Origin of the sequence: Pseudomonas sp. B22129, assembly GCF_044218875.1 — a bacterium.
Taxonomy (GTDB): domain Bacteria; phylum Pseudomonadota; class Gammaproteobacteria; order Pseudomonadales; family Pseudomonadaceae; genus Aquipseudomonas.
Map to the genome: position 1 here is coordinate 3,724,140 of NZ_CP162592.1, position 11,950 is coordinate 3,736,089.

The window sequence follows — 11,950 nt, forward strand, 5'->3', positions numbered from 1 at the left end:
TGACTGCCATGTTTATCTCTGCTGCCCGCGTAGCCCTGCTGACGCTTGCCGTCAGCGCCGCACAAACGGCGTTTGCCGTGCAAACGGTGGACCTCAGCCCCGACCGCCCGCGCATTCATGCACCGCGCAATGACGCGGCCATCGCGCAGATCCCGCCGGGCTTCAAGTTCGCCCAGCCCGGCAAATTCACCGTGGCCGTGTCCGGCGTGGCCGGGCCACCGCTGGCGCTGCTGGCCAACGACGACAAGACCACCATCGGCAGCGAAGCCGACACCGCGCAGCTTGTGGCGGATAGTTTGGGCCTGCAACTCAACGTGGTGCAGACCAGCTGGGAAGACTGGCCGCTGGGTGTCAGCTCGGGCAAATACGACGCGGTGATCAGCAACGTCACGGTGACCGAAGCGCGCAAGAAGCGTTTCGACTTCGCCACCTACCGCCAGGATGTGCTGGGGTTTTATGTGAAAACCACCAGCAAGATCACCGAGATCAAACAGGCCTCGGACATCGCCGGGCTGAAGATTATCGTCGGCTCCGGCACCAACCAGGAGAAAGTCCTGCTGGCCTGGAACGAGGCGAATGAAAAAGCCGGGATCAAACCCGCGCTGTTGCAGTACTTCGATGACCAGGCCGCCGGGCAACTGGCGGTGCAGTCCGGGCGCAGCGATGCACTGTTCGGTCCCAACTCGGTGTATGCCTATTCCGCCGCGATCACCGGCGGCATCAAGCTCGTCGGCACGGTGAACGGTGGCTGGCCATTGAAAGCGGATATCGCCGTGACCACGCGCAAGGACAACGGCCTGATTCAGCCCATCCACACCGCGCTGGAAGGCGCGATTGCCGGCGGCCAATACGAGCAGGTGCTGCAACGCTGGGGCCTGGCTATCGAACGGGTCGACACGTCGCTGATCAACCCACCGGGCCTGCCGGATTAAGGAGTCGCGAGCATGGGACTGACACGACGTGAAGCGCTGTCGAGCATCGCCGCCGTCGGCGGTGAGAAGGCCGCCAAGGATGCGCTGGCGGCATTGGGGTTAGGGCCGTCGTCGCATCGCCGGCCACAACCGTTGAAACTCAAGGACGGCCTGGGGCAGGGCACCCGCGTGCTGGTGCTGGGCGCCGGGATTGCCGGGCTGGTCACTGCGTTGGAACTGACCCGCGCCGGTTTCACGGTGCAAGTGCTGGAAGCCCGCGACCGCGTGGGCGGGCGCACCTGGACCCTGCGCAACGGCGACCGTGTGGACTACACGGATGGCCGCACGCAAACCGTGGCGTTCGATCAGGGCCTGTATTTCAACGCAGGCCCGGCAAGGATCCCGAGCCAGCACCGTACGCTTCTTGATTACTGCAGTGAGCTGGGCGTGCCATTGGAGGTCTTGGTCAACAGCAGCCATGGCGCTCAGGTGCGGCCGGACTTGCAGCAACCGGCGTTCACCGTCGGCCAGGCGGTCAATGATACGCGCGGGCACCTGTCCGGCTTGCTCGCCAAGGCGGTGCAGCGTGATGCCCTTGATGATGTATTGAGCAGCGAAGAGCGCACGCGTTTGCTGGCGTTTTTGCAGGTGTACGGTGACCTGTCGCAAGCGCTGGCGTTTGAGGGCAGCCTGCGGTCCGGTCACCTGGAATCGCCCGCCCATCCGGGCGCATTGCCGCCCAGCGCCCGCCCGATCGGTCTGGAGCGCCTGCTGCATCCTGAGTTGTGGGGCGCGCTGCTGCACACCGAATTTCCGGAGTTTTCCGCGACCATGTTTCAGCCGGTCGGCGGCATGGACCGCATCACCGACGCGTTCTACGGGCGCGTGCGTGATCACGTACAACTCGGCGCCCAGGTCCGCCAGATCCGCCAGCTGGACGACGGCGTGGCGGTGACCTACCACGACAAACACAGCGGCCGTGAACAGGTGGTGCGTGCCGATTACCTGATATCCACGCTGCCTTTGCGACTGCTGGCCAAACTCGACACTGACTTCAGCGACCCGATCAAAGCTGCGCTGCGCAGCACGCGCAGTGACCAGGCGACCAAAGTGGCGTGGCAGTCGCCGCGCTTTTGGGAAACCGATTACCGCACCTATGGCGGCCTGTCGTGGATCGAACACCCGGCCCGCCTGCTGTGGTACCCGAGTAATGATTTGAATACCCGCAGCGGCCTGCTGGTGGCGGGTTACGTGACCGGGGAGGGCGCCGACGTGTTTGGCGCGCAGCCGTTTGAACAGCAGTATGCCACGTCGAAAGAGGCGGTAGAACTGCTGCACCCAGGCTATTCGAAACACCTGCGCAACCCGCTGGCAGTGTCCTGGGAACAAATCCCTTACAGCGAAGGCCCGTGGCTGCAACGCGAACACTTCCCGGCCGACGCCAGCGCCTTGCTCGAAGCCGGCCATGGCCGCGTGTACTTCGCCGGTGACGGCCTGGTGCAAAGCGGCGTGGGCATCTGGCAGGAATCGGCGGCCAATTCGGCGCGCCATGTGGTCGGGCAACTGGCGGAGCGCGTGACTCAACAGCGACATCTTGCGGCCCTGGCCGCCTCTTAAGGAGCACCAACATGAGCGACAGCATTCAACGCACCAGCGTCGGCGATTTTCCGATTTCGCAGACCGTCACCGTCCCGGCCTCCGCCAGTTTGATATTTGTCAGCGGTACCTTGCCCGATCTTCACGACGCAAACGCCCCGGCGGGCACACCTGCGGCGTATGGCAATACCGAAGTGCAGACGGTGTCGGTGTTCAACAAGTTACGCAAGATCCTCCGGCAGCAGGACCTGGACCTGGGCGACATCGTGCAGTTGCGCGTGTTTCTGGTCGGTGCCGAAGAGACCGGCGGCAAGCTGGATTTCGCCGGGTTGCAGGCGGGGTACACGCAGTTTTTTGGTACGCCGCAGCAACCGAACAAACCGGCACGCACGGCGTTGCAGGTGGTGGCGCTGCCTTTGCCGGGTGCCCTGGTGGAAGTGGAGGCGGTCGCGGCCAGGCCGCTTTGATCAATTAATGCGTGGCGTCGAGCTTCTCCTGGGTGGCCTTGTCGATGAGATGGCGCAGCCTCTCGAAGATGGGTTCGGCATCCGTGTGTTTTTTGCCGTAAGCCAGGTTGAAGGCGTAGTCGAAATCGGGCGGGTTCAGCCCCTGGGTGTGTTGCAGCAGGGTTTCCAGCTTGTCCATGGCCTTGACGGCCTTGGCTTCCGGTGACGCTGCGTTTTCGTAGTCGTCCCACAGTGCCAGGATTTCGTCGCGCAGGGGGCTGTCCAGGGATTGGGCCAAAACCAGCAAGTCATTACGCTCCTGCTCGCCCTTGTTGGGAAATGCTGCCTGACTGACCGCCGGGATGTCGCCATGGAGGGCTTCGCCCAAGTCATGGATGACACACATTTTGAGGATTTTCAGTAAGTCGAGGCCCGGGAGTTCATCGGCGAACACCATCGCCATCAGGCACAGGCGCCAGCTGTGTTCGGCCGTACTTTCGGTGCGGCCGGACGCGGTGTGGGCGCTTCTGAGCACGTCCTTGAGTTTTTCTGCCTCGCGCAGAAAGTCGAGGCGACCTTTGATTTTTTCAATGTCCATGCGTTTGCCCATGTCTTAAAGCGTAAAGCCTAGGCGCCAGGGTGCGACTCGTCCACGCATAAAATATGCGCGGGCGGGTGTCAGAGCGTCTCGACCAGACGCGCGGCGCTACCGTCGCTCAAGATCAGGCGCGTCCAGCGGCACAGGCTGGGGTGAATGGGAACGAGGCTCGAGGCGTTGCTGCCGGTCATAAACTCCAGCGCCGCTGGCGCCTGGGTTTCGCGCCAGCCAGTGGTTTCGAGCGCGGCCTCGACCTGCACAATTTCGGGCGTTGCGAAGTGCCATAGCGACTGCCCCATCAATTCGCCCAGCGGCCTGCTGAATTGCGCGGCGCGGGAAGGCGAACACGCCAGCAGGCGATGGGTCAGGTCGCACACCAGATGCACCGGGCGCGAATGCCCCGCTACCAGCCGGGCCAGCGCCTGATCGGCAGCCGCCTCGAGGCGCGCGGCCAACAACCGCTCAAGCTGGTGCTGCGCGTCCGGGTCCATAGCCAGTGCGCCGCTTTCCCAGCGTGAAATGGTCGATTGGGTCACCTTGAACAGCTGCGCGGCATGGCTTTGCTTGACGCGGTGCAGCGTTCGCCAACGCCGCAGGGCAATACCTGGCAAGGCGGGCTTGAGCAATGGCGCGGGCATTTGGACCTCCGTAGTGGGTCGGCTGGGTTGTCAGTGTGATGGGTGGGGAAGCAGGCAAGCCAGCTCCCACACTTGAACGTGGGTTTATTTTTATTCCTGCAACTGCAACGCCTGTTGTTTGAGCCCGCGTTTCTGCTCAAACGGCAATTTCTCATCATCCCCGTACGGCGCGCTGTACCAGTTGCCATAGCTTGGGTTGGGCAGCAGGAACCAGCGCTGCCCGAACCACTTCACGTAGGGTTCGGCCGCCTTGCGCTGGGCCGCCAGGGTGTTGTGTTCAGCCTGCACAAAATCCCCCAGCGAATCCCCGGCCATCAACAACACGCGCGCATGGCTGGCGACCCACTGGCGGCGGCAATTTTTGCCGTACCCGGCGCTCTCGCAATGGCCGGTGGGCGTGCTGGCGGCGAGCACCTGCTCATCGTTTTCCACCGGGAAACCACGCAGGCGCAAGTTGGCGACCGTGGCTGCCACCTGGCTGTGTTCACGGTTGGTCAGGTAATAAACCTTGATGCCTTTTTTCTGCGCAGCCTGCAGGAATGCCACCGCACCCGGGAGTGCCTGGGCCTTGGCCTGATCGACCCAAGTGTTCCAGCGGTCGTAGGAGTAGACCTGATTATTGATGATGTCCCGCGCGTTGAGCGGCACGTTGTCCAGCAACGTTTCATCGATATCCACCACCACGGCGGGCGGCAACCCCTTCAGGTCTCGCGCAGGAAAGGGCAGTGCATCCCAGCTCGGGTCGGCGAGGGCCACGTCGAGTTGGCGGGTGGCGCTGGCGAACAACTGGCGATAGATCAACTCGTGTTCGATGGACGTCTGGGTCCAAAGCACCGCATCGAGTTGGTCATTGGCCGGCGGGTGTTGCTGGCAGCCAACCAGCACCGTGGCCAGCAGGCAGACGCTGGTGAAGAACAGGTTACGCATGGGCAGGTCTCTGAAGGGGATGGGCAGCACAGTACTGCATTCACCGGCGCTTTACAGGCATCAAGTCCTGATCAATCGCCCAGTGCGGCTGGCCGGGTTGCAGGCATACACCGCCAACCCAGCGTTCCAAGCTGGCAAAATCCAGCCAGTTGGCGCCGCCGCTTACAACCTCCTGCCCCAACGCTGTCAATGCCAGCACGCGCTTGGGCCAATCCAGATGCGCCTCGGTTTGCAACAACAGCGGGTGCTGTCCCTCAATCAACGGCCGCAACAACGCGTGAAACATCATGTCCCCCAGAAACGGCAGCGGCTCGCGCTTGGCCATCAGCTCGGCGAACACTCGGCCGAAGGGCACCGGGCCGGCTTCGGCGATGTAGCTCAAAGACAGGCGTTCGGTGAGTGACAAGCCGTCACGAATGCCTGGCAACTCCTGCAACTGGCGCAGCAGCGCCGGCGCCAGAAAGGGCAGGGCCAGGTGGGTGTCATGGGCCAGTTCCGCCAGCTTGACCGGCGAGCTGTCGCAATACGCCGACCACGCCCGGCGGGCGAGTTGCACCGCGCCGTCATCAATCACGCGGCGTTGCGGCCATAACCACGCCAATACATCGGGCGCGAGCTGGCCGATGCCGATAAAACGCTCGACGCCGGGAATACGGTCAACCTCGATCAGCTCAAGTTTTTTCGGCGCGTGCTCAAGGCCCGCCAGCGCGCGGATCAGGAACAGTTGGTCATAGGCATCCGCCTCGCACCACAACACGCTGTGTTCGGCATTCGCCAGTTCTTCCAGCTGATCGTATTCATCGCTAATACGGTGTGCCGCATCGCTTGGGGCCATTGCAAACGCCTGGCTGATAAAAGCACTGCGCATTGCCCGGAAATCTTCCTTGGGCAAATCGCGAACCGGCCCCATGCACAGCGGGTCGGTGAGCATCCGGAACCGGCCTTTGAACCCGGCCACTTGCAGGCTGTGGGCGATGTCATTGCCACAGCGCCAGTGCGTGGTGCGGGCTTCGTCGCCGGCGTGGAAGCCGGGGTGGCGGGCGGCAAAGTCGATAGCGTCGACGTGCGCCTTGAGCTTGGGCCAACTGCTGAAACCCAGCTGCCTGGCGACCTGCCATTGGGCCTGGGACAGCGTGGCGCCCGGGTCCTGGTGTTTGAGGTGCGGCAACAGTTCCTTGGCGCGCTTGCGCTGCTGCTCAAGGTTCAGACGGCCGTTGGTGTTGGAGGCGAAAGGGCGCTGCGGCATACGATCTCCTTGCACAAACCTTGTCCGCTTTAAGGTTGGGAGTCGTAGAAATAGGAGATTTCAGTCAAGATCCTGGGCGCAGCCCTTTCCGCGGAAGGTGGCGTAGAAAGCGCCAGGCACGAAATATAGGCAGTGGGGTGGTTGTTTGCAAGCCGTTCAACCGAGTAATGAATTCATGACCGAAACACCGTTAATCGAGACCCGGGGCCTCACACGAGAGGACGAGCGCCGTCAGGTGCTTTTGCTCCAGCCGACGAATTTCACCCTCAACCGCGCCGACCGCGTGTCGATCACCGGGGCTTCCGGCTCTGGCAAGAGCGTATTCCTGCGTGCGCTGGCGTTGCTCGACGCGCCCACGGGCGGGCAGATCCTGTGGAACAGCCAGCCGATTGCCAACGCACAGATTCCCCACTACCGCAGCCACATCAGCTACCTGTCCCAACGCCCGGCGTTGATTGAGGGCACGGTGGAGGCCAACCTGCGTTTCCCGTTCAGTCTCAAGACCCTGCGCACGCGCAGTTTCGACCCGCAGGCGGTCATCACGCTGTTGGGGCATGCCGGCAAATCCCCGGATTTCCTGGAGAAAAACGCTGGCGACCTGTCGGGCGGCGAGTCCCAAGTGGTCTCGCTGATCCGCACCCTGCAACTGAACCCCGAGGTGCTGCTGCTGGACGAACCCACCGCCGCGCTTGATCCCGCGTCTTCGCGCGAGGTGGAAACGCTGATTGATGCCTGGTTCGCCGCGGATACTGCCCGCGCCTGTATCTGGGTGTCCCACGACCTCGACCAGGCCCGCCGCATGAGCGACATCCACTTGCAGATGAGTGCCGGTGTACTGAGCGGAGCGGCCCGGCCATGAACTATCAAAACCTCACCGCGCTGGACATGGGCATCGCCGCGTCGCTGATCCTGATCAATGGCGCGTTGTCGTTGCTGCTGCGCCTGGGCCTGGAGCGCCAGTTGCTGTGGGCGGCGGTGCGCACGGTGGTGCAGTTGCTGGCGATTGGTTACCTGCTCGGTTGGGTATTTGAATTCGCCTATTGGTACGTGGTGCTGCCGCTGATGTGCGCGATGACCTTGATTGCCGGCTTGTCGGCGGCCGGGCGCGGGCGACGCACGTACAGGGGGCAGCGCGCCGACAGCATCCTGTCGGTGTGGGGCAGTTCGTGGCTGGTGACGGCGGTGGGCCTGTTTGCGGTGATCCGTATCCACCCGTGGTACGAGCCGCAGTATGCGATACCGATTCTCGGCATGATCCTCGGCAATACCCTGACTGGCGTGTCCCTGGGTATTGAACGCATGACCCAGGAACTGACCTCGGGCCGCAACACCATCGAGATGATCCTGGCCCTGGGCGGCTCGCGCTGGGAAGCTGCCCAGGAAGCGATTCGCCAAGCGGTGCGCGCCGGCATGATCCCGACACTGAACCAGATGACGGTGGTCGGAATCGTCAGCCTGCCCGGCATGATGACCGGCCAGGTACTGGCAGGGGAGAGCCCGGTGGATGCGGTGCGTTATCAGATCGTGATCATGTTCCTGATCGCCGCGTCGTCGGCGCTGGGCACGGTCGGCGCGGTGCTGCTCACCTACCGGCGGCTGTTTTCGGCGAGCCACCGGTTTTTGCGTGACCGGCTGGAAGAGCGCTGACGCTCCCAAAACACGGGCGATCAAAATGTGGGAACTGGCTTGCCTGCGAAGGCGGCGGCACAGCCAATAAAAATAGTGCCTGTGCCGCCGCCTTCGCAGCCTCGCTAAAGCTCGACAGCTCCCACAGGGGATTTGCGGTGTGTGAACAATCACACTCGGCAGGGCCATCGTGCCAAGCATGTTTTCACGGGCACTGCGGATCAAGTGTGGGAGCTGGCTTGCCTGCGAAGGCGGCGGCACTGTCGATACAGGTGGAGCCTGACTCACCGCTATCGCAGGCACGGCCGATACAGGTGGAGCCTGACTCACCGCTATCGCAGGCAAGCCAGCTCCCACAGGGGATTTGCGGTGTGTGAACAATCACACTCGGCAGGGCCGTCGTGCCAGGCACTTTCTCACTGGCACTGGAGATCAAAATGTGGGAGCTGGCTTGCCTGCGAAGACGGCGGCACTGTCGATACAGGTGGAGCCTGACTCACCGCTATCGCAGGCAAGCCAGCTCCCACAGGGGATTTGCGGTGTGTGAACAATCACACTCGGCAGGGCCGTCGTGCCAGGCACTTTCTCACTGGCACTGGAGATCAAAATGTGGGAGCTGGCTTGCCTGCGATGGCGGCGGCACGGCCGATACAGGTGGAGCCTGACTCACCGCTATCGCAGGCAAGCCAGCTCCCACAAGGGTCCAGCGCACAGGTTTTAAGGCTGGTCCGGCACACCAAAGTCCAGCACCACTTTCATCGCCTGCGTCTTGTCCGCCGCCAACTCGAACGCCTGCACCGCTTCCTCAAACGGCACGGTGTGAGAAATCACCGGGCGCACATCGATCACGCGGCGGTTGAGCAAGTCCACTGCCTGGGCAAACTCCGCATGGAAGCGGAAGGTGCCGCGCAAATCGATCTCGCGGCTCACCAGCAGGTTCAACGGCAGCGACACATCACCGCCCAACCCCACCGTCACCAGCACGCCGCGCGGCGCGATGCATTCCAGGCCGTTGCGCAAGGCCTGGGCGCTGCCGGAGACTTCGAACATCACATCAAAGTAGCCTTTCTCGGCGGTGTAGCGTTTGAGCGCATCAGCACCGTCGGCGATGTTGTGGGTGCGCGTGGCGCCCATTTTTTCCGCGCAGGCGAGGGCGCTGGCGGACAAGTCCACCGCAACGATTTCACCCGCCCCGGCAGCGCGCAGGCTGCCGATCAGCAAATTGCCGATGGGCCCACAACCGGTCACCAGCACGCGTTTGCCGAAGACAGCGCCGGCGCGCTGAATCGCGTGCAACCCTACCGATAACGGCTCAGCCAGCGCCCCTTCAGCCAGGCTGACGGTGTCGGCCAGCCGATGCGCCTGGTGAGTCTCGATCACCAGGCTTTGGCGAAAAGCGCCCTGAATGTGCGGGAAGGGCATGGCACTGCCGTAGAAGCGCATGTTCAGGCAATGGTTCGGCAGGCCTTGATGGCAATAACGGCAACCGCCGCAAGGGCGCGACGGTGACACCGCAATGCGCTGGCCGACCTTGAACAAGCCGGCGTCAGTGCCCACGGCATCGATCACCGCCGACACTTCATGGCCGAGCACCATCGGCTCGCGCAGGCGTACGGTGCCGAAGCCGCCGTGCTGGTAGTAATGCAGGTCCGAACCGCAGATACCGCCCCGGGCGATGCGTACGCGCAGTTGGTCGGGGGCGAGGGTTTGCGGCTCATCCTGCGGATCGACCCGCAGGTCCTTCGAGGCATGGCAGACAATGGCGTGCATAAGGTTCTCCAGGGTTACAGCGACGCGGTGATGCCACCGTCGACGTACAGAATATGGCCGTTAACGAAGCTCGCGGCATCGCTGGCAAGAAACACCGCCGCGCCCGCCAGCTCCTCGACGTCACCCCAGCGTCGGCTCGGGGTGCGCTGCACCAGCCAGTCGCTGAATTCAGGGTTGGCCACCAGGTTGGCGTTGAGTTCAGTCTTGAAGTAGCCGGGGCCGATGCCATTAATGGTCAGGCCGTGCGGGCCCCAGTCAATCGCCATGCCCTTGGTCAGCATCTTCAGCGCGCCCTTGCTCGCGGCATACGGCGCAATGCCCGGGCGGCCCAACTCGCTTTGCACCGAGCAGATATTGATGATGCGCCCCCGTTTGCGCGGGATCATCGCCCGCGCCACGGCCTGGCCGACCAGAAAGGCGCTGTCCAGGTTGGTGCTGATCAATTCGCGCCAGTGCTGCTCGCTGTAGTCTTCCAGCGGGCCACGGCGTTGCATGCCGGCGTTGTTGACGAGGATTTCCAGCGGGCCGAGGCGTTCTTCGATATCGGCCACGGCGGCCTGAATCGCCGCGCTGTCGGTCACATCAAATGCTTGGGTATGCACCTGCAAACCTTGCGCCGCCAGCAGCGCCGCCGCGTCACGCAAGGTGCTGCGGTTGCGCCCGTTGAGCACCACCCGCGCACCGGCCTGGGCCAGCCCGCGGGCAATCGCCAGGCCGATGCCGGCGCTGGAACCGGTGACCAGCGCGAGTCGGCCATCGAGGCGGAAGTTGTCTAAAACGCTTTTCATGGGTTACCTCTCCTAACGCTTCACACCACCAACGACAGCAGCATGATGAACCCCAGGGCGGCGAAGGAGAGCACGGTCTCCATCAGCGTCCAGGTCTTGAAAGTTTCGACGACGGTCATGTTGAAATACTGCTTCACCAGCCAGAAGCCGGCGTCGTTGACGTGCGACAGCACCAGCGAACCGGCGCCCGTGGCGAGCACCAACAGCTCACGGTTCACCCCGGGCATCAGGCCGATGACCGGCGCAACAATCCCGGCGCCGGTAATGGTCGCCACCGTGGCGGAGCCTGTGGCCACGCGAATCACTGCCGCCACCAGCCACGCCAGCAGGATCGGCGAAATCTCGGCGCGCACCGCCATATGCCCGATCACATCACCGACGCCGCTGGCCACCAGCATCTGTTTGAAGCCACCGCCGGCACCGACGATCAACACAATCGCGGCCGTCGGCGCGAGGCTTGAATCCAGCAGCTTGCTCAACTGTTCCCGCGAAAAGCCCCGCGCCGCGCCAAAGGTATAGAACGCCAGCAGCAAGGCTGCGAGCAGGGCAGTGATCGGGTGGCCGATAAAGTCCATCCACACGCGGAACGTGCTGTCGGCAGCAAAGGCCACGTCGGCAAAGGTCTTGAGCAACATCAGCACCACCGGCAACAGAATGGTGATGACCGTGATGCCAAAGCCCGGCAGGTTGTCGCCCGAAGACTCCTTGGCGAGTTGCTCCATCAGTTCGTCCGACGCTTTGCCGGGTACGTAGCGTGAAATCAGGTTGCCAAACAGTGGGCCGGCGATCACCGCCGTGGGCAGGCCGACAATCAGCCCGTAGAAAATGGTCTTGCCGATATCGGCGCCGAAAATACCAATGGCCAAAAGCGGCCCCGGATGTGGCGGTACCAACCCGTGCACCACCGACAAGCCGGCCAGCAGCGGCATGCCGACTTTGATCAGTGACAGCCCGGTGCGCCGCGCGACGATAAACACCAGCGGAATCAGCAGCACAAAGCCGATTTCAAAAAACAGCGGAATGCCCACCAGGAACGCTGAAAACATCATTGCCCAGTGCACACGCTGTTTGCCGAAGGCGCGAATCAACGTGCGGGCGATCTGATCGGCACCACCGGAATCGGCCATCAACTTGCCGAGCATGGTGCCCAGGCCGAGGATGATGCCGACAAACCCCAAGACACCGCCAAAGCCGTCCTGGAATGACTTCATCACCTTGTCCACCGGCATGCCGGACGTCAGGCCGAGAAAGCCTGCGGCCACGGTCAGCGCAACGAAAGGGTGGACCTTGAGGTGGGTGATCAACAATATCAATCCGATAATCGTGACCAGCGCGTCCAGCAGTAGATAAGTGTCGTTAGCCATGCCGAGCATGGTGCCTCCTTGTTCTCATTGTTATAGGCCA

General features: G+C 63.0%; 12 protein-coding genes. 5 read left to right on the forward strand and 7 right to left on the reverse strand.

Annotated elements, in window-relative coordinates:
• Positions 1-8: 8 nt before the first annotated feature.
• The 3 genes from AB4P94_RS17275 to AB4P94_RS17285 are packed head-to-tail and all read left to right on the forward strand — an operon-like array spanning position 9 to position 2,974.
• Positions 9-932, forward strand: coding sequence for an ABC transporter substrate-binding protein (locus AB4P94_RS17275; RefSeq protein WP_395606584.1), 924 nt, complete (start codon positions 9-11; stop codon positions 930-932).
• A 12-nt stretch (positions 933-944) separates the two neighbouring features.
• Positions 945-2,528: a flavin monoamine oxidase family protein gene (locus AB4P94_RS17280; protein ID WP_395606585.1), complete on the forward strand. Its 1,584-nt coding sequence runs from the start codon at positions 945-947 to the stop codon at positions 2,526-2,528.
• An 11-nt stretch (positions 2,529-2,539) separates the two neighbouring features.
• The gene (locus tag AB4P94_RS17285; protein ID WP_395606586.1) at positions 2,540-2,974 is read left to right on the forward strand and encodes a RidA family protein; all 435 of its coding nucleotides are present in this window, start codon (positions 2,540-2,542) and stop codon (positions 2,972-2,974) included.
• 4 nt (positions 2,975-2,978) lie between these two features.
• Here the strand turns inward: AB4P94_RS17285 and AB4P94_RS17290 are convergent, their stop codons facing one another.
• The 4 genes from AB4P94_RS17290 to AB4P94_RS17305 form a co-directional block, all read right to left on the reverse strand.
• Positions 2,979-3,551 (reverse strand): HD family hydrolase, encoded by a 573-nt coding sequence (locus AB4P94_RS17290; protein ID WP_395606587.1) that lies wholly within the window; start codon positions 3,549-3,551, stop codon positions 2,979-2,981.
• A gap of 80 nt (positions 3,552-3,631) precedes the next feature.
• Positions 3,632-4,189 carry a helix-turn-helix domain-containing protein gene (locus AB4P94_RS17295; protein ID WP_395606588.1) on the reverse strand — a complete coding sequence of 186 codons (558 nt, stop codon included), beginning with the start codon at positions 4,187-4,189 and terminating at the stop codon, positions 3,632-3,634.
• A 90-nt stretch (positions 4,190-4,279) separates the two neighbouring features.
• On the reverse strand, positions 4,280-5,116 hold the full coding sequence (locus AB4P94_RS17300) for a 5'-nucleotidase, lipoprotein e(P4) family (protein ID WP_395606589.1): 837 nt from the start codon (positions 5,114-5,116) through the stop codon (positions 4,280-4,282).
• 40 nt (positions 5,117-5,156) lie between these two features.
• On the reverse strand, positions 5,157-6,362 hold the full coding sequence (locus AB4P94_RS17305; RefSeq protein WP_395606590.1) for a DUF1835 domain-containing protein: 1,206 nt from the start codon (positions 6,360-6,362) through the stop codon (positions 5,157-5,159).
• 175 nt (positions 6,363-6,537) lie between these two features.
• Here AB4P94_RS17305 and AB4P94_RS17310 point away from each other — a divergent pair, with 175 nt between their 5' ends.
• A complete protein-coding gene (locus tag AB4P94_RS17310) occupies positions 6,538-7,221 on the forward strand; it encodes an ATP-binding cassette domain-containing protein (RefSeq protein WP_395606591.1) in 684 nt (227 codons plus the stop codon).
• Positions 7,218-8,009, forward strand: a complete 792-nt coding sequence (locus AB4P94_RS17315) for an ABC transporter permease (protein ID WP_395606592.1) — start codon at positions 7,218-7,220, stop codon at positions 8,007-8,009. Before AB4P94_RS17310 ends, AB4P94_RS17315 begins: the two co-directional genes overlap by 4 nt.
• A 696-nt stretch (positions 8,010-8,705) precedes the next feature.
• Here the strand turns inward: AB4P94_RS17315 and AB4P94_RS17320 are convergent.
• From AB4P94_RS17320 to AB4P94_RS17330, 3 genes are read right to left on the reverse strand one after another with little or no spacing between them, the layout of a single operon-like run.
• Positions 8,706-9,758 carry an L-idonate 5-dehydrogenase gene (locus AB4P94_RS17320; protein WP_395606593.1) on the reverse strand — a complete coding sequence of 351 codons (1,053 nt, stop codon included), beginning with the start codon at positions 9,756-9,758 and terminating at the stop codon, positions 8,706-8,708.
• A 14-nt stretch (positions 9,759-9,772) separates the two neighbouring features.
• A complete protein-coding gene (locus AB4P94_RS17325) occupies positions 9,773-10,546 on the reverse strand; it encodes a glucose 1-dehydrogenase (RefSeq protein WP_395606594.1) in 774 nt (257 codons plus the stop codon).
• Between the two features lie 20 nt (positions 10,547-10,566).
• Positions 10,567-11,919, reverse strand: coding sequence for a GntP family permease (locus tag AB4P94_RS17330; RefSeq protein WP_395606595.1), 1,353 nt, complete (start codon positions 11,917-11,919; stop codon positions 10,567-10,569).
• Positions 11,920-11,950 lie beyond the last annotated feature (31 nt).